Raw genomic sequence first — 18,412 nt, forward strand, 5'->3', positions numbered from 1 at the left:
CGGGCCCTGTCATCTGCTTCTGCACACTGCTCCCAACAAAAAGCCCCGCACAAGGCGGGGCTTCAGAGGCCGATGATGTCACTTAGCGCGACATCAACGCGCGGTCATTACTGACCTTTAACTTCTTTCAGACCGTTGAATGGCGCTTTAGAACCCAGCGCTTCTTCGATACGGATCAGCTGGTTGTACTTAGCAACACGGTCAGAACGGCTCATTGAACCGGTTTTGATCTGGCCCGCTGCAGTACCTACCGCCAGGTCAGCGATGGTTGCATCTTCGGTTTCGCCTGAACGGTGAGAGATCACGGCAGTGTAGCCCGCGTCTTTCGCCATTTTGATCGCAGCCAGAGTTTCGGTCAGAGAACCGATCTGGTTGAATTTGATCAGAATGGAGTTAGCGATACCTTTATCGATACCTTCTTTCAGGATTTTGGTGTTGGTGACGAACAGATCATCGCCCACCAGCTGGATTTTGTCGCCCAGCACTTTAGTCTGGTAAGCGAAGCCGTCCCAGTCAGATTCGTCCAGACCATCTTCGATAGAAACGATCGGATACTGTTTAGTCAGATCTTCCAGGAAGTGGGTGAACTCTTCAGAGGTAAACGCTTTACCGCCTTCACCGGCCAGAACGTATTTGCCATCTTTGTAGAACTCAGATGCTGCACAGTCCATTGCCAGGGTGATGTCTTTACCCAGCTCGTAGCCTGCTGCTTTTACCGCTTCAGCGATAACGGCCAGGGCTTCTGCGTTAGAACCCAGGTTAGGCGCGTAGCCACCTTCGTCACCCACTGCAGTGCTCATGCCTTTGCTTTTCAGCACTTTTGCCAGGTTGTGGAAAACTTCAGAACCCATACGGATGGCTTCTTTCAGGTTTGCTGCACCAACCGGCTGAATCATGAATTCCTGGATGTCGACGTTGTTGTCGGCATGCTCGCCGCCGTTGATGATGTTCATCATTGGCAGTGGCATAGAGTATTTGCCTGGGGTGCCGTTCAGTTCAGCGATGTGCTCATACAGCGGCTGACCTTTAGAGGCTGCAGCAGCTTTAGCTGCTGCCAGTGAAACGGCCAGAATGGCGTTAGCACCGAAGTTAGATTTGTTCTCAGTACCGTCCAGGTCGATCATGATCTTATCGATGTTCGCCTGATCTTTCGCGTCTTTGCCTTTTACCGCTTCAGCAATCGGACCGTTTACTGCAGCAACGGCTTTGGTTACGCCTTTGCCCAGGAAACGTGATTTGTCACCGTCACGCAGTTCCAGCGCTTCGCGTGAACCGGTAGAGGCACCTGATGGCGCAGCGGCCAGGCCAACGAAACCGCCTTCCAGATGCACTTCAGCTTCAACAGTCGGGTTACCACGTGAGTCGATAATTTCGCGACCGATGACTTTTACGATTTTGGACATTACGATTTTCCTCAGTACAAGTTAGTCAATCCTAAGACAGACAACGCGCGAAAAGTTCGCGCGCTGCCTGTGAAACTTACTTCGCTAAACGCTTCTGATGCTCATGCGCGGCTTTAACAAAGCCGGCAAACAACGGATGGCCGTCGCGTGGGGTCGAGGTAAACTCAGGGTGGAACTGGCAAGCCACAAACCACGGATGGTTCGGGAGTTCGATAATCTCAACCAGTTGATCATCACCCGAGCGACCTGCTACGCGCAGACCGGCTGCTTCAATCTGCTTTAACAGCATATTGTTCACTTCATAGCGGTGGCGATGGCGCTCAACGATGGTGTCAGAGCCGTAGAGCTGGCGAACCTGACTGCCCGGCGTTAACTGACACTGCTGGCTGCCCAGGCGCATGGTGCCGCCCAGATCGCTCTGCTCGCTGCGGACTTCGACGTTGCCATCTTCGTCACGCCATTCGGTGATTAATGCCACCACCGGATATTTACAGTCTGGCACAAATTCAGTGGAGTTGGCGCCAGGCATGCCAGCGACATTGCGGGCAAACTCCATCAGCGCGACCTGCATACCCAGGCAGATGCCGAGGTAAGGCACGTTGTTTTCACGTGCGTATTGCGCGGTCATCAGCTTGCCTTCCACGCCACGGTAACCGAAGCCACCTGGAATCAGAATCGCATCCAAATCTTTCAGTAATTCGACACCACGTGACTCAACATCCTGCGAATCGATCAGTTTGATGTTCACAGTGACGCGATTTTTCAGGCCGCCATGTTTCAGCGCTTCGATGACTGACTTGTAGGCATCCGGCAGCTCAACATACTTGCCCACCATACCGATGGTGACTTCACCACCCGGATTGGCTTCTTCGTAAATCACCTGCTCCCACTCAGCCAGGTTGGCTTCCGGCGCATTCAGGTTGAAGCGCTTACAGATATAGTCATCCAGGCCCTGCGACTTCAGCATGCCAGGAATCTTGTAGATGGAATCAACGTCTTTCAGCGAAATAACCGCTTTTTCAGGGACGTTACAGAACAGGGCGATTTTGGCACGTTCATTGGCCGGTACGGCACGGTCAGAACGGCAAATCAGCACATCTGGCTGGATACCAATCGACAGCAGCTCTTTTACAGAGTGCTGAGTCGGTTTCGTTTTCACTTCACCCGCTGCCGCCATATAAGGCACCAGCGTCAGGTGCATATACATCGTGTGTTCGCGGCCCACATCAACGGCCATCTGGCGAATCGCTTCCAGGAACGGCAGTGATTCGATATCCCCTACCGTGCCGCCGATTTCAACCAGCACCACATCATGACCTTCACCGCCTTCAATGATGCGTTCTTTGATGGCGTTGGTGATGTGCGGGATAACCTGAATAGTTGCGCCCAGATAGTCGCCACGGCGCTCTTTGCGCAGGACTTCTGAGTAGATACGGCCAGTGGTGAAGTTGTTACGACGCGACATTTTGGTGCGGATGAAGCGTTCGTAGTGACCCAAATCCAGATCGGTTTCAGCGCCGTCATCAGTGACGAAAACTTCACCGTGCTGTGTCGGGCTCATGGTGCCTGGATCCACGTTGATATACGGGTCCAGCTTCATGATGGTCACGTTCAGACCACGCGCTTCGAGAATTGCTGCGAGGGAGGCTGCGGCAATGCCTTTACCCAGAGAGGAAACGACCCCGCCGGTCACAAAAATATAATTCGTTGTCATGCTGAACCTGAGAGTTTAGGTTTAAAGACGGTGGAATAACCAGGACGGGAAAACAGTATACTGGAAACCGCTATCAGCCACAATTGATGAATCACAGCCATCCTCCAACGCATTGCTGCGTCTTAACATAGCGGATAGCTGCCGATGAAATGTTGATGTGCGTCACAAAGTTGCCGCCGCGCTGAATCGAGTAAGCGTAAACGGCGACTTTATGCACAGTGGTGGAATAATCAGCGCTTCTCGCCCTGTTTCACCTGCTGCCAGGCGGCCTCCATTTGCTCCAGTGTGGCGCCCGGCATGCTGAGACCTTGTGCATTGATAATTGCTTCCACTTCACGGAACCGGCGCTCAAACTTGTCATTCGCCTTTTGCAGTGCGGTTTCCGCTTTGCTGCCAAGATGACGCGACAGGTTAACCGTGGCAAACAGCAGGTCGCCAATCTCCTCTTCCAGCTTCTCGCCATCCACCACGCTCTGCTGCGCCTCGTGCATCACTTCATCAATCTCTTCGTGCACTTTCGCCACCACCGGTCCCAGCGTAGTCCAGTCGAAGCCGACGTTGTGACAGCGCTTCTGAATCTTGTGGGCCCGCATCAATGCGGGCAGCGCTTTGGGGATATCATCCAGCGCGGAATGCTGGGCTTTGTCCGCACGCTCGGCAGTTTTAATCGCTTCCCAGTTTTTCAGCACGTCGCTGCTGGTTTCTGCTGTGGCATCGCCAAAAATATGCGGATGACGTCGCTCCAGCTTGTCGCTGATAGCAACACAGATATCCTCGAAATTGAAGCGTTCCTGTTCGCTGGCCATCTGCGCATAGAACACTACCTGAAACAGCAGATCGCCCAGTTCGCCGCGCAGGTCGTCAAAATCTTCGCGCTGAATAGCGTCCAGCACTTCGTAAGTCTCTTCCAGGGTATAGGGCGCAATAGTGGCAAAGGTCTGTTCACGATCCCATGGGCAGCCATGTTGTGGATCGCGCAGCGTTTTCATTATGCCAAGCAGGCGCTCAATAGCGTTCATTCAGGCGGTTCCTTGATGAGTCAGGTGATGGGCAACGATCAGAGAAGCAAGGCGTGCAACCCGGCCGGATGTGGTGAACGGCATCCGGCCGGGTTTCAGGGTGCAGAAAACGCCCGCGCAACCTCTTGTTGCCGGTTGCTTCAGAGCCTGACTGAATATCAGTGCAGGCGGCGGGCGTCAATGATATCAGAGACCTGGTTCAGTCGCGCCAGGACACGTCCCAGAACCTGGTGGTTGTAGATCTCAATATCCATATCGATAGTCGCCAGCTGCTTTTTGGTGTCGCTGCGGCTTGAGACGCCCAGTACATTCACTTTCTCGTTGGCGAGAATGGTGGTGATGTCGCGCAGTAAGCCGCTGCGATCGTTGGCGGTGACACGCACCACCAGCGAGTAACCGCTGGAGTAGCTTTCGCCCCACACCGCATCGACGATACGTTCCGGCGCGTGCGACGTGAGTTCAGCCAGCTGGTCGCAGTCGGCGCGGTGAATCGAGATGCCGCGCCCCTGGGTGATAAAGCCGACAATGTCATCCCCCGGGATCGGCTGGCAGCAGCGGGCGATGTGGTGCATCAGATTGCCTACGCCCTCTACGACTACGCGCCCACTCTCTTTGCGCGCAGGCTGAGAGTAGGCTTTCTGAGTCAGCTGGCGCAGCGCTTCACGATCTTCCTCTTCAGCACTCGGCTTATTCAGCTTCGCCTGCAGGAAGTTAACCATCTGATTCAGACGAATATCGCCGCCACCAATCGCCGCCAGCAACTCTTCAAGCGAGGTCACGTTATAGCGCGGCAGCAGCAGTTTTTCCGCTTCGCGCAGGCTGATATCAAGCTGATTCAGTTCGTTATCCAGAATCTGCCGTCCGGCGATAATGTTCTTGTCGCGATCCTGCTTGCGGAACCAGTTGTGGATCTTCGAGCGTCCACGGCTGGTGGTAATGTAGCCCAGGTTCGGGTTGAGCCAGTCACGGCTCGGGTTCGGCTGTTTCTGGGTAATCACTTCAACCTGGTCGCCCATCTGCAGCTGGTAGGTGAACGGCACGATGCGGCCACCAATTTTTGCGCCGATGCAGCGGTGACCGATGTCACTGTGAATGTGGTAGGCGAAGTCGAGCGGTGTCGAACCTGCGGGCAGATCCACGACGTCGCCTTTTGGCGTAAAGACGTAGACCCGGTCATCAAACACCTGGCTACGGACTTCTTCCAGCAACTCGCCGGAGTCAGCCATCTCTTCCTGCCAGCTGATCAGCTTACGCAGCCAGGCAATGCGCTCTTCGTGACCCGCTGCGCCACGCGCGCTGCTGGAGGTGGGTCCCTCTTTGTACTTCCAGTGTGCCGCGACGCCCAGCTCGGCATCTTCGTGCATCTGTCGGGTACGGATCTGGATCTCAACCGTTTTGCCCTGCGGCCCAAGCACGACAGTATGAATCGACTGGTAGCCGTTGGGCTTGGGGTTGGCCACGTAATCATCGAACTCGCTGGGCAGATGGCGATAAAGCGTATGCACCGTACCCAGTGCGCCGTAGCAATCCTGCAGGCGGTCGGCGACGATACGCACCGCACGCACATCAAACAGCTCATCAAAGGCCAGCGACTTTTTCTGCATCTTGCGCCAGATGCTGTAAATATGTTTCGGACGACCATAGACTTCGGCGCGCACACCCTCTTTCGCCATCTCTTTGCGCAGGTTGCTGACAAAATTGTCGATATACTGCTCACGATCAATTCGCCGCTCATGCAGTAGTTTGGCAATGCGCTTATATTCGTCGGGGTGCAGATAGCGGAAGCAATAATCTTCCAGCTCCCATTTGAGCTGACCGATACCCAGACGGTTGGCCAGAGGTGCATAGATGTTGGTGCTCTCTTTGGCCGCCAGCACCCGCTCATCTTCCGGCGCATCTTTCATTTCGCGCAGGTTCATGATGCGTTCGGCCAGCTTCAGCACCACGCAGCGGAAATCTTCCACCATTGCCAGCAGCATGCGGCGGACATTATCCACCTGTTCAGAGGCCATGGAGTCGTTGTGAATCGCTTTCAGCTGGCGGATGGCGTCCATGTCACGTACGCCGTGCACCAGCGAGACAATGCCTTTACCGACGGCGGTTTCCAGCTCTTCTTCACTGACCACTTCATCGTTAGCCAGCGGGAAAATCAGTGCCGCACACAGGCTTTCAATATCCATGCTGAGCATTGAGAGGATTTCCACCATCTCGATACCGCGCCACAAAAGCAGCGACTGATCGGGATGGCCCTGCGTCTGCGCTTCGCAGTAGCGCCAGGTCTCGGCAACGCGTTGACATGATTGCGGGTTGGCAATACCGAGACTGGCGATCCACTGGTCGAGGGCGAAATCTCCCTCGGTATTTAAATGCGCACTTCTGACCGCAACCATAACCTCTCCTGCACAACGACATTCATCGCTTATGTTTTTCTGAACAGCACCATGGATTCGAGATGACGGGTATGAGGAAACATATCCAGCATCGCGACCCTTTCCAATTGGTAGCCTGCTGACAGCAATATCTGGCTGTCGCGGGCGAGTGTTGTGGGATTACACGAAACATAGACCACACGTTCTGGTGCAAGTTTAACCACATGCGCCATTACGCCCGCAGCCCCGGCGCGTGCCGGATCGAGTAATACCTTGTTAAACCCCTGTGTCGCCCACGGCTGTCGCGACACCTCTTCTTCCAGATTATGCTGAAAGAAACTTACATTTTTAAGATTATTCAAATCAGCATTATACGCTGCCTGCCGCACTAATGCTGCAATCCCCTCCACACCAACCACATTTTGTACGAAGATTCCTACAGGAAGTGTGAAGTTTCCCATGCCACAAAACAGATCCAGCACGCGGTCTTCCGGCTGCAGATCCAGCCAGGCGATCGCCTTCGCGACCATCTGCTGATTCACCCCATCATTAACCTGGATAAAATCCTGTGGATTGAAGGTTAGCTTAAGTTGATGAGAGTGATAAAAGGGCATCGATTCGCTTAACGCCGTCAGATTTTCATCACCCGCATCCAGGAACAGCATCAGCTGATGTTTATGCGAAAACTGTTCCAGTTTTTCACGGTCATCTGTATGCAGCGCATCAAGATGGCGCAGAATCATCAGCGGGCCATTGTCCGCCAGCACCAGTTCCACATGCCCGAGACGCCTGACGGCTCGCAGGTCGCTGAGACACTGGTGCAGCGGAACCAGCAATGCCTCAAGTTCGGGCACTAAAACGGGGCAGTGCTGTACATCGACCAGATCGTTGCTGGACTCCTGCCGGAATCCCATCTGCAATCGCTGCGCTTTATTTTGCCATTGCAGACCCAGACGCGCACGACGGCGGTAACCCCAGGGCTGACCGGCAATGACCTCATCCACCGCGACACTCTGTGAGGCGGCCTGGCTCAGCATCCGGCTCAGTGCCTGCGTTTTGCTCTGCTGTTGCAGTGCCACATCGGCATGCTGCTGCTGGCAACCGCCGCAGCGATCATAGTGCGGGCAGCGCGGTGTCACCCGAGCCGGACTGCGGCTAATCAGCCGTGTCACTTTCGCCCGGGCAAATTGACGTTTATCCTCTGTCAGCACAATCTCAGCCTGTTCACCCGGCAGAGCACCCGCGACAAAAAGGGTTTTGCCCTTGTGGCGTGCCACACCTTGTCCAAACGGGTCAAGCTCCTCAATGGTTACGGTGAGGCGTTGTTGCGTCGTCACGCGCTGTTTTGCAACGTAGAATTGCGCCATAGTGTTATTCATTCTCTTTATCGAAAAACGACCTGCATAGCTTTATCGACAGCATGCACAGGGACGTTAATGCCGGAGTAGCCAGGCGACTATTATGACCAAATACAGCCTTCGGGCGCGAATGATGATTTTAATTCTGGCACCCACGCTGATGGTTGGCCTGCTGCTCAGCTCATTTTTTGTGGTGCACCGCTACAATGAGCTACAGCGACAGGTAATCGATGCCGGGGCCAACATCATCGAACCCCTGGCGATTTCCAGCGAATACAGCATGACCTGGCACAATCGTGATGCCATGCGTGAACTGGTCAGCCTGCTGCATCGTCGCCACTCCGCCATTGTTCGGGCGATCTCGGTGTTTGATAACCACAATCAGCTCTACGTCACCTCCAATCACAAGCAAAACCTCAGCCTGTCGCAACAGGATGATATCCGCGGCCTGCCCGACGATGTTTCAATGGAACGTCACGGCAGCATACTGATTCTACGCACGCCGATTACCACCGAACGTTACGATGTGGATGAATTACCGGATGAAGATGCCAAGCCATCGGGCAATCCGCTGGGCTATGTGGCAATAGAGCTGGATCTGCAGTCAGTGCGTTTACAGCAGTATAAAGAGGTGTTTGTCGCCACGCTGATGCTGCTCTTCTGCCTCTGCCTCGCCATGCTGTTTGCTTACCGTCTGATGCGCGATGTCACCGGCCCGATCCGCAATATGGTCACCACCGTTGACCGCATCCGTCGCGGCCAGCTTGATAGCCGCGTTGAGGGTTACATGCTGGGTGAACTCAGCATTCTGAAAAACGGGATTAATGCGATGGCCATGTCGCTGACCGCCTATCACGAAGAGATGCAGCACAACATCGACCAGGCGACTTACGATCTGCGCGAGACGCTGGAACAGCTGGAGATTCAGAACGTTGAGCTGGATCTGGCGAAGAAACGCGCCCAGGAAGCGGCGCGCATCAAATCTGAGTTTCTGGCCAATATGTCCCATGAGCTGCGAACGCCGCTGAATGGCGTGCTGGGCTTTACCCGCCAGATGCTGAAAACCCAGCTGCGCACGACGCAGCGTGACTATATGCAAACCATTGAACGTTCGGCTAATAACCTGCTCAGCATCATCAATGACGTGCTCGATTTCTCGAAGCTGGAAGCGGGCAAGCTGATGCTGGAGGCCATCCCCTTCCCGCTACGCGCCACGCTGGATGAAACCCTGGTGCTGCTGGCGCCGTCGGCACATGACAAAGGGCTGGAGCTGACGGTGGTGTGTGACAGCAGCGTGCCGGACAATGTGATTGGCGATGCGCTGCGCCTGCAACAGATCCTGATCAACCTGATCGGAAACGCCATCAAGTTTACCGAGAAGGGATACATCGGCCTGCGCGTCGGACAACGGGTGATTACGCAGTCGCGCGTCGAGCTGGAGATTCAGGTTGAGGACAGCGGCATCGGCATCTCTGAGCAGCAACAGACCCAGATGTTCCAGGCGTTTCGTCAGGCTGATGCCAGTATTTCGCGCCGTCATGGCGGTACCGGGCTGGGGCTGGTCATCACCCAGAAACTGGTACGGGAGATGGGCGGCGAAATCACCTTTAGCAGCCAGCCGGATCAAGGCTCTGTCTTTGTCATTCGCGTACAGCTGGATCTCAATCCTAATGCGCCCGGCATGCCGCGTGTGCTGGATGCGCTGTCACATGCGCGCATTGCCTACGTGGAACCGGATACTTACGTTGCCAGCGCAGCGCTGGAGATGCTGAGCGCGACACCGTTGCAGATTGACTACAGCGAAACGCTGGAGGGATTAAAAGCACCTCACTATCCGCTGCTGCTGATGGCGATGCCCGTCGATATCAGCCAGCCCGAACTGCTCAACGAGCGCAGGATTAATGGGCTGCTGGATCGGGCTGACAATGTGCTGATGGCGCTTCCCAGCCCGATGATGTTGCTGGCTGATGAGCTGAAGGCGCGTGGCATTGACGGCTGCATTGCGAAACCAATCTCTCTGACGCGACTCCTGCCGATGTTACTGGATCTCCATACCCGTCAGATGAGTGAGCTGCCGCCATCTCCCCGCCTGCCGCTGACGGTGATGGCGGTGGATGATAATCCTGCCAATCTTAAACTGATTGGCGCGCTGCTTGAGGAGCAGGTGCAGAATATCCTGCTGTGCAGCAGCGCTGAACACGCTATTCGCGAGGCTCGCCAGCAGCCGCTGGATGTGATTCTGATGGATATTCAGATGCCTGAGATTGATGGCATTCGCGCCAGCGAAATTATCCGTAGCCTGCCTCAACACGCCAGTACACCGATTGTGGCAGTGACCGCCCATGCCATTGATGGCGAGCGCGAACAGTTGATTAAGGCAGGCATGAATGACTACCTTGCGAAGCCAATTGATGAGAGTAAGTTAAGACAGCTTCTGGCGCGCTATACGCCGCCGCCGGTGGTCCCTGTGCCTGAACTGCTGCCAATATTACCCACGCTCGACTGGCAACTGGCGCTGCGACAGGCGGCGAATAAACCCGATCTGGCACGCGATCTGCTGCGGATGCTGCTGGAATTTTTACCGGAAGTGCATGCGAAGATGGCGCAGTTTATGGCGACCAATGAGGTCAACGCCCTGCGTGAGATTATTCACAAGCTGCACGGCAGCGCCAGCTATAGCGGCGTACCGCGCATGAAACAACTCTGCCATCAGCTGGAGAGAGGACTGCTGGAGGCCAGCGACATCGCGGCACTGGAACCGGAGCTGCTGGAGTTGCAGGATGAGATGGAGAACGTCGCCAGAGAAGCCCGCCAGCTGTTAGGAATTGGATAAGGCTGGCGGCAGCTGCCGCCAAACCTGCCACTGTCGCAAACGCTAACCGGCTTGCAGGGCTAACTGACAACGGTCAGGCCAAAAAGAGCGTGGCAGACATTCTGAATATCAACGCCCTTTTCAGTCTGCTCAATGTCCGCTCAATCCGGCTCGGGCTTTATAATAAGGTGCGCCTGCCGGTTACCTGAATCCGGCCAGTTTCAGCGTGGCAGCCACATTACGCGCCGTCATCTCAACATTTTTTCCGGCACTGGCCAGTGCCTCTTCCAGCGAACAGATGGTGTAAAGCACGCTGAATACCGCATCGATTCCATGTTGATGCACCACGCCAACATCCGCCGTCAGGCTGCCGGCAATACCAATCACTGGCTTGTTAAAACGTTTTGCCACGCTGGCGACACCAATTGGCACCTTGCCATTAATACTCTGGCTGTCGATACGCCCTTCGCCGGTAATCACCAGATCAGCATCTTTCACCTGTTCAGCCAGCCCCAGCGCCTCTGTGACAATTTCAATGCCGCGTCGCAGTTCCGCCCGACAAAAGGCGTGCAGTGCCGCCCCCATCCCGCCCGCTGCGCCGCCGCCAGGAATGTGCAGGACATCAATATCCAGATCGCGATGAATAATGGCGGCGTAATGCACCAATGCCTGATCGAGCTGCTGCACCAGGGCCGGTGTCGCACCTTTCTGCGGACCGAAGATGGCCGATGCGCCCTCTTTTCCGGTGAGCGGATTAGAAACGTCACACGCCACTTCGATGCGGCACTGATGAATGCGGGCATCCAGTGCATCAATATCAATGCTGGCAAGCGCAGAGAGCGCACCGCCTCCGTGACCAATCTCGCCGCCATGGGCGTCCAGCAGTCGGGCGCCGAGCGCCTGCATCATCCCGGCACCGCCATCATTGGTGGCGCTGCCGCCGATACCAATGATGATATGGCCGACGCCCTTATCCAGCGCATGCCTGATCAACTCGCCGGTGCCGAATGAGGTCGTTATCAGCGGGTCACGCTGTGCTGCAGGCACCTGTTCCAGTCCGCTGGCCGCGGCCATTTCGATATAGGCCGTGGACTCATCGCCGGACAGGCCATAAAAGGCATCAACCTGCGTGCCCAACGGTCCGGTCACCTTCAGCCTGACGATTTTTCCCTTCGTCGCCGCCACCATCGCTTCTACCGTGCCCTCGCCACCGTCGGCGACCGGTATTTTCACGTAATGTGCATCGGGGAAGATGTCACGGAAACCCGCTTCAATCGCCGATGCCACATCCAGGGCGGATAAACTCTCTTTATATGAATCCGGTGCGATTACGATTTTCATAGGCAATCCGAGCGCAGTTGAGTGATTGAAACGGCTCTGAACCAGTCCGGTGTTGGGGAGACCGGCATCGGGTTTTAGCGGGCGATTTCAACCTTCGCTAACTTCTCATAATAGCAGGCCAGTGCGCTGTGGTCGGCGTTACCCTGCCCGTCATTGCGCAGCGCCTGCATCATCTCCATCACTGCTGCCGTCAGCGGCAGATGCGCGCCGATGCTGTGCGAGGTATCCAGCGCGTTCGCCAGATCTTTGATGTGCAGGTCAATCCGGAAGCCGGGCTTGAAGTTGCGATCCATCACCATCGGCGCTTTGGCATCCAGTACCGTGCTGCCCGCCAGGCCGCCACGAATCGCCTGATAAACCAGATCCGGATTCACACCCGCTTTGGTCGCCAGCGATAACGCTTCAGACATCGCCGCAATGTTCAGTGCCACAATCACCTGGTTAGCCAGCTTAGTCACGTTGCCCGCACCGATGTCGCCGGTATGCACCACCGAGCCCGCCATCGCTTTCATGATGTCATAGCAGGAATCGAACACGGCTTTATCACCGCCGACCATCACCGAAAGCGTGCCTTCAATCGCTTTGGGTTCGCCGCCACTGACCGGCGCATCGAGCATTTTGATCTGCTTTTCTGCCAGCGCATCGTGTACCTCACGGCTCGCCAGCGGCGCAATGGAACTCATGTCGATGACCACCAGACCTGGCTTCGCTCCTTCGATAATGCCGTTTTTCCCCAGGCAGACGTCAATAACCTGCGGTGAGTTGGGCACCATGGTAATCACCACATCGCACTGCTCAGCCACCTCTTTTGGCGTTTTCGCCACGGTTGCGCCCAGTTTAACCAGTTCCGCTTCGTTTTCGGTGTTATTGTCGCGCACTACCAGCGAATACCCGGCTTTCACCAGATTTTTACTCATGGGTTTGCCCATGATGCCCAGGCCGATAAATCCAATTTTCATTACGTTTCCCCTTAATCGATTAACGCTTAAATTTGTCGCATAACGCCTGCGAGGCGTTGCGGAACATCCCGACATCGCTGCCGACAGCCACAAAGGTGGCGCCCCACTCCAGATAACGACGCGCGTCCGCTTCTACCGGTGCCAGAATGCCGCTCGGCTTACCGGCGGCTTTGGCTCGTTCAAAAATGTGCTTAATCACTTTCAGTACTTCGGGATGTGCGGGCTGACCGAGATAGCCCAGCGCAGCAGAGAGATCGCCCGGCCCGACAAAAATGCCGTCGACACCGTCCACCGCTGCGATGGCATCAATGTTGTCAACCGCCTGCTGAGTTTCGATCTGCACCAGCACCGTGATGTTGTCATTGATCGTGCTGTTGTAATCCGGCAGCGTGCCGTACATGTTGCTGCGATGCGACACTGAAACACCACGAATCCCGGCTGGCGGATAACGGGTTGAGGCAACAGCCCGCAGGGCTTCCTCTTCGGTTTCGACAAACGGCACCAGAAGATTGTTAAACCCGATATCCAGCAGACGCTTAATGATCACCGGCTCGTTGCAGGGCGGACGCACCACGGGCGCACTGTGGCTGCCTTTCAGCGCCATCAGCTGCGGTACAAAGGTGGTGATATCGTTGGGCGCGTGCTCTCCATCCAGGACCAGCCAGTCGAAACCGGCCAGCCCCAGAATTTCAGTCGAGATCGGACTGGCCAGCGCGCACCAGCTGCCAATCAGGGTATCGCCCGCTAACAGGCGACGACGAAATCCATTGGGCCAGGCTGCATTACTCATGGTTGAACTCCTGTGACGATGGCCCCGCTTAGGGAGCCGAAAAGGTTAACGAACCAGGCACGGGCGCTTATTGTCGAACGTCCATCCCGGCACTAAAAACTGCATCGCTTCAGCATCGTCACGTGCACCCAGTCCCTGCTTCTGATAGAGCGCATTGGCCTGCATCACCTGATCCATATCCAGCTCTACGCCGAGACCCGGTTTCTGCGGCACCTGCACCATACCGCCTTTAATCTGGAACGGCTCTTTGGTCAGACGCTGATTGCCCTCCTGCCAGATCCAGTGGGTATCAATGGCGGTAATCGCACCCGGCGCGGCAGCGGCAACGTGGGTGAACATCGCCAGCGAAATGTCGAAGTGGTTATTGGAGTGCGAGCCCCAGGTCAGGCCGAAGTCGTGACACATCTGCGCCACGCGCACCGAACCCTGCATGGTCCAGAAATGTGGGTCAGCCAGCGGAATGTCGACTGACTGCAGCGACAGGGTATGGCCCATCTGCCGCCAGTCGGTGGCGATCATATTGGTGGCCGTTGGCATGCCGGTGGCGCGGCGGAACTCAGCCATCACTTCGCGACCGGAGTAGCCCTGTTCGGCTCCGCAAGGATCTTCTGCGTAGGCCAGCACATCTTTAAGCTGTTTGCCAAGCATGATCGCCTCGTTGAGCGACCAGGCTCCGTTGGGATCGAGGGTGATGCGGGCTTCAGGAAAACGTTTTGCCAGCGCGGTAACGGCTTCAGCCTCTTCACCGCCGCGCAGCACGCCGCCTTTGAGTTTGAAATCGTTGAAGCCATATTTCTCATAAGCCGCTTCCGCCAGACGCACGACCGCATCCGGCGTGAGCGCCTCTTCATGGCGCAGGCGATACCAGTCGCACGGATCATTCTGCTGGTTCTGATAAGAGAGCGAGGTTTTATTGCGGTCGCCGATGTAGAACAGGTAGCCGAGCATCTCCACGCGGTCACGCTGCTGACCGTCACCCAGCAGCGAGGCGACGTTGACGCCCAGGTGCTGACCCAGCAAATCAAGCAGCGCCGCTTCGATACCGGTCACCACATGGATTGTGGTGCGCAGATCAAAGGTCTGGTTGCCGCGCCCGTTGGCATCTCGGTCAGCAAAGGTGCTGCGCACCAGGCTGAGGGTATTTTTGTACTCACCCAGCGTTTTGCCGATCACCAGCGAGGCCGCATCTTCCAGCGTCTGGCGAATCTTCTCGCCGCCCGGAATTTCGCCAACGCCAGTGTGTCCGGCGTTATCTTTGATAATCACAATGTTGCGGGTAAAGAATGGTGAGTGAGCGCCGCTGAGGTTTAGCAGCATGCTGTCATAGCCTGCGACCGGAATAACCTGCATGGCGGTCACTTTCGGTGTTGAACTCATCTCTTGCTCCTTATGCTGTTGCACGGCCAAATGCCGGACGCTTGCGATCAAAAGTCCAGCCAGGGACCAGATACTGCATCGCCGTGGCGTCGTTACGCGCACCGGCCGGCAGTGACTGATAAAGCTGATGGGCTTTGTTTACCTGCTCCCAGTCGAGCTCAATGCCCAGGCCAGGCGCATCCGGTACGGCAATTTTGCCGTTGCGGATTTGCAGCGGATTTTTCGTCAGGCGCTGATCGCCCTCCTGCCAAATCCAGTGGGTATCAATTGCGGTCGGGTTGCCTGGCGCTGCTGCACCCACATGGGTGAACATCGCCAGCGAAATATCAAAGTGGTTATTGGAGTGACAGCCCCAGGTGAGGCCCCATTCATCGCACAGCTGCGCGACCCGAACAGCACCGCTCAGCGTCCAGAAATGCGGATCGGCCAGCGGAATATCGACCGCATTGACCATCACCGCGTGGTTCATCTCGCGCCAGTTGGTGGCGATCATATTTGTGGCGACGGGCAGGCCGGTTGCGCGCCGGAACTCAGCCATCACTTCCCGGCCCGAATAGCCCTGCTCGGCGCCACAAGGATCTTCGGCGTAGCTCAGCACATCCTGCATTCCTTTACACAGCGCGATGGCTTCATCCAGCAGCCAGGCTCCATTGGGATCGACGGTGATACGGGCATCGGGAAAACGCTGCTTGAGCGCCGCCGCCGTGGCGATCTCCTGCTCACCCGGCAGCACGCCACCTTTGAGCTTGAAATCTTTAAAGCCATATTTATCCTGTGCCGCTTCAGCCAGGCGCACGACAGCATCGCTGGTCAGGGCTTCCTGATGACGCAGGTGATACCAGTCGTGGCTGGCCTGATCACCGCTCAGATAAGGGAGGTCGGTTTTACGGCGGTCGCCAAGATAGAACAGGTAGCCCAGCACCGTGACTTCATCACGCTGTTTGCCTGGCCCCAGCAGTTCAGCCACCGGTACGCCCAGACACTGTCCCAGCAGATCGAGCAGCGCAGCTTCAAGTGCGGCCACCGCATTGACCCGCAATTCAAAGGTCCATGCACCGTTACCGAAAGTGGTGAAGTCGGCGGACTGATTGCCTTTGTGCACCTGCTGCACCAGACGATTCATTCGGGCAATCTGCTGGCCTTTCACCTGCGGAATCGCCTCCACCAGCGTCTGATAGATGGTGTCGCCGCCCGGCGCTTCACCGACGCCGGTGTGACCGGCACTATCAGTGAGCACCACAATGTTGCGGGTAAAACAGGCGTTGTGCGCACCGCCAATATTGAGCAGCATACTGTCGTAACCGGCGACCGGGATAACCCGCATGTCAGTAATCACCGGCGAACTTTGCGTATTCATGATGCATCCTTACCAGGCCAGGTTTTCAGTTCGACACGTTTGATATCGCCGGCAATGACCAGGAAGCTGAATGCCGCGACAAAGGCGTGAATCCCGACATAAACCAGCGCGCCTTCAAATGAACCGCTGGTGGCAATGATGTAACCGATGGCGATAGGTGTGACGATGCCGGAGAAGTTACCGAACATATTGAACAGGCCACCGCTCAGGCCGCTGATCTCTTTCGGCGCGGTATCTGCCATCACTGCCCAGCCCAGCGCACCGATGCCTTTACCAAAGAACGCCAGTGCCATAAAGAACACCACCACCCATTCGGTATCGGTGTAGTTACACATCACCATTGAGATAGAGAGCAGCATGCCGAGTACGATTGGCGTTTTACGTGCGATATTCAGCGAGCCCGTTTTACGCATCAGCCAGTCAGAGATCACCCCGCCCAGTACGCCGCCGAGGAAGCCGCACACCGCCGGAATCGACGCAACAAAGCCCGCTTTAAGAATCGACATGCCGCGCGCCTGCACCAGATAGACCGGAAACCAGGTGATAAAGAAGTAGGTTAAGGCGTTAACACAGTATTGACCGAGATAGATGCCCAGCATCATGCGTGATGTCAGCAGCTGTTTGATCTGGAACCACTTCTCGCTCCAGCTCACTTTTCGGGTGTTCTTTTTGACATCCATGTTGATCAGCGCGCCGCCCTGTTCCATGTACTCCAGTTCAGCTTTATTCACGCCAGGATGATCGGTGGGATCGTGGATCACTTTGAGCCAGATGAAACTGAGGATGATGCCCAGGCCGCCCATGAACCAGAACACGTGCGCCCAGCCCACGGAAGAGACCAGCCAGCCCATAATCGGTGCGAAGATCACGGTGGCAAAGTATTGGGCGGAGTTGAAGATCGCCACCGCCGTGCCGCGTTCCTGCGCCGGGAACCAGGCTGCGACTATGCGGCTGTTGCCCGGGAAGGAAGGAGCTTCCGCCAGGCCGACCAGGAAACGCAGAATAAACAGCGACATGATGATGCCAAAGCCGCTGAACAGATCGACGAACCCTTGCAGAAAGGTAAACAGCGACCAGGTGAAGATGCTCCAGAAGTAGACGCGTTTTGAGCCGAAGCGATCGAGCAGCCAGCCGCCCGGAATCTGACCAATGACATACGCCCATGAGAACGCTGAGAAGATATAGCCAAGTCCGACCGAATCGAGGCCGATATCTTTGGACATCGCCGAACCGGCAATTGAAATGGTTGCGCGGTCACCGTAGTTGAATGAGGTGACGATAAATAACATCACCACAATCCAGTAACGGGCATTGGTGCGCTTCTGCACCGTTTCCGCGGTCTGGCTGAAACTATTCATGATGCACTCCTGAAATATAGCGTGAGCTACATCCGCTCTGACTGCATACACATCGCGTTGGGTATCAGAGAGAAATTGGGTTAAACACGGCGATCTTTTTGTTTTGGCAAACTTTTATTTATTCATCCGGCTGCTGACAGCTGCGGTCATTAACGCGCCTTTGCCCCTGCATCAGATGAGGAATACGTCGTGACAGATAACCTGACTTTGGCTAACGAAACTCAGTATAAGAACAGCCTGTAGCGATCACATTGGCGTATCGCCCTGGAATAAACTTATTAATGAAGTGATTATCTTGCGGATGCACAAAAGGCTGCGGTGTGGCTCACGAAAGTGGCAAATACCATGGCGAAATTAGCCGCTGACGACGCTTTCCCCCGCTGTTTGTGAGGTTCTTCACTTGCTTTTGGATAAGCGACCCAAAACAACGCGGTGAAATACCTCAATGGTGGTCATTTGCACAATGCGCCACGTGCGACGCCTCCCTATACTGAAGCTGGCAAACAAGCGTGTGACAGATCAGAACATTACAACGTGCCGCACAAGTACGGCACG

12 protein-coding genes are annotated in these 18,412 nt (G+C 55.8%); 1 reads left to right on the top strand and 11 read right to left on the bottom strand.

Features of this window, described 5'->3' with window-relative positions; all coding sequences use genetic code 11:
• Positions 1-107: 107 nt before the first annotated feature.
• The 5 genes from eno to rlmD all read right to left on the bottom strand — a co-directional run bounded on the left by eno (position 108) and on the right by rlmD (position 7,872).
• Positions 108-1,403 carry a phosphopyruvate hydratase gene (gene eno, locus P2R09_RS19835; protein WP_008927112.1) on the bottom strand — a complete coding sequence of 432 codons (1,296 nt, stop codon included), beginning with the start codon at positions 1,401-1,403 and terminating at the stop codon, positions 108-110.
• A 76-nt stretch (positions 1,404-1,479) separates the two neighbouring features.
• Positions 1,480-3,117: a CTP synthase (glutamine hydrolyzing) gene (gene pyrG, locus P2R09_RS19840; RefSeq protein WP_003854607.1), complete on the bottom strand. Its 1,638-nt coding sequence runs from the start codon at positions 3,115-3,117 to the stop codon at positions 1,480-1,482.
• A gap of 230 nt (positions 3,118-3,347) precedes the next feature.
• Positions 3,348-4,136, bottom strand: a complete 789-nt coding sequence (gene mazG, locus P2R09_RS19845; protein ID WP_008927113.1) for a nucleoside triphosphate pyrophosphohydrolase — start codon at positions 4,134-4,136, stop codon at positions 3,348-3,350.
• A gap of 158 nt (positions 4,137-4,294) precedes the next feature.
• Entirely contained in the window at positions 4,295-6,526 is a 2,232-nt protein-coding gene (gene relA / locus P2R09_RS19850; RefSeq protein WP_003854613.1) for a GTP diphosphokinase, read from the bottom strand.
• A 29-nt stretch (positions 6,527-6,555) separates the two neighbouring features.
• Entirely contained in the window at positions 6,556-7,872 is a 1,317-nt protein-coding gene (gene rlmD / locus P2R09_RS19855) for a 23S rRNA (uracil(1939)-C(5))-methyltransferase RlmD (RefSeq protein ID WP_275772234.1), read from the bottom strand.
• A gap of 94 nt (positions 7,873-7,966) precedes the next feature.
• Between rlmD and barA the strand changes: the two genes are divergently transcribed.
• Positions 7,967-10,696, top strand: a complete 2,730-nt coding sequence (gene barA, locus P2R09_RS19860) for a two-component sensor histidine kinase BarA (protein ID WP_275772236.1) — start codon at positions 7,967-7,969, stop codon at positions 10,694-10,696.
• Between the two features lie 180 nt (positions 10,697-10,876).
• Here barA and P2R09_RS19865 read toward each other — a convergent pair whose 3' ends face one another.
• From P2R09_RS19865 to P2R09_RS19890, 6 genes are all read right to left on the bottom strand, one after another.
• Entirely contained in the window at positions 10,877-12,016 is a 1,140-nt protein-coding gene (locus P2R09_RS19865; protein ID WP_275772238.1) for a glycerate kinase, read from the bottom strand.
• A 74-nt stretch (positions 12,017-12,090) separates the two neighbouring features.
• On the bottom strand, positions 12,091-12,975 hold the full coding sequence (gene garR / locus P2R09_RS19870) for a 2-hydroxy-3-oxopropionate reductase (protein WP_275772240.1): 885 nt from the start codon (positions 12,973-12,975) through the stop codon (positions 12,091-12,093).
• A 19-nt stretch (positions 12,976-12,994) separates the two neighbouring features.
• A complete protein-coding gene (gene garL / locus P2R09_RS19875) occupies positions 12,995-13,765 on the bottom strand; it encodes a 2-dehydro-3-deoxyglucarate aldolase (RefSeq protein ID WP_003854622.1) in 771 nt (256 codons plus the stop codon).
• 45 nt (positions 13,766-13,810) lie between these two features.
• Positions 13,811-15,142: a glucarate dehydratase gene (gene gudD / locus P2R09_RS19880; protein WP_008927115.1), complete on the bottom strand. Its 1,332-nt coding sequence runs from the start codon at positions 15,140-15,142 to the stop codon at positions 13,811-13,813.
• A 10-nt stretch (positions 15,143-15,152) separates the two neighbouring features.
• Complete coding sequence (locus tag P2R09_RS19885; protein ID WP_008927116.1) at positions 15,153-16,499, bottom strand: enolase C-terminal domain-like protein; 1,347 nt, start codon at positions 16,497-16,499, stop codon at positions 15,153-15,155.
• On the bottom strand, positions 16,496-17,857 hold the full coding sequence (locus tag P2R09_RS19890) for an MFS transporter (protein ID WP_275772244.1): 1,362 nt from the start codon (positions 17,855-17,857) through the stop codon (positions 16,496-16,498). The genes P2R09_RS19885 and P2R09_RS19890 overlap by 4 nt, the downstream gene beginning before the upstream one ends.
• Positions 17,858-18,412: the final 555 nt, after the last annotated feature.

The sequence above is a fragment of the Pantoea sp. Cr_R13 genome (genome assembly GCF_029222565.1).
Taxonomy (GTDB): domain Bacteria; phylum Pseudomonadota; class Gammaproteobacteria; order Enterobacterales; family Enterobacteriaceae; genus Pantoea; species Pantoea eucalypti.

Bases quoted from the DNA above. Each gene is read 5' to 3' on its own strand.
- eno (WP_008927112.1), bottom strand. From the start codon at position 1,403: ATGTCCAAAATCGTAAAAGTCATCGGTCGCGAAATTATCGACTCACGT.
- pyrG (WP_003854607.1), bottom strand. From the start codon at position 3,117: ATGACAACGAATTATATTTTTGTGACCGGCGGGGTCGTTTCCTCTCTG.
- mazG (WP_008927113.1), bottom strand. From the start codon at position 4,136: ATGAACGCTATTGAGCGCCTGCTTGGCATAATGAAAACGCTGCGCGAT.
- relA (WP_003854613.1), bottom strand. From the start codon at position 6,526: ATGGTTGCGGTCAGAAGTGCGCATTTAAATACCGAGGGAGATTTCGCC.
- rlmD (WP_275772234.1), bottom strand. From the start codon at position 7,872: ATGGCGCAATTCTACGTTGCAAAACAGCGCGTGACGACGCAACAACGC.
- barA (WP_275772236.1), top strand. From the start codon at position 7,967: ATGACCAAATACAGCCTTCGGGCGCGAATGATGATTTTAATTCTGGCA.
- P2R09_RS19865 (WP_275772238.1), bottom strand. From the start codon at position 12,016: ATGAAAATCGTAATCGCACCGGATTCATATAAAGAGAGTTTATCCGCC.
- garR (WP_275772240.1), bottom strand. From the start codon at position 12,975: ATGAAAATTGGATTTATCGGCCTGGGCATCATGGGCAAACCCATGAGT.
- garL (WP_003854622.1), bottom strand. From the start codon at position 13,765: ATGAGTAATGCAGCCTGGCCCAATGGATTTCGTCGTCGCCTGTTAGCG.
- gudD (WP_008927115.1), bottom strand. From the start codon at position 15,142: ATGAGTTCAACACCGAAAGTGACCGCCATGCAGGTTATTCCGGTCGCA.
- P2R09_RS19885 (WP_008927116.1), bottom strand. From the start codon at position 16,499: ATGAATACGCAAAGTTCGCCGGTGATTACTGACATGCGGGTTATCCCG.
- P2R09_RS19890 (WP_275772244.1), bottom strand. From the start codon at position 17,857: ATGAATAGTTTCAGCCAGACCGCGGAAACGGTGCAGAAGCGCACCAAT.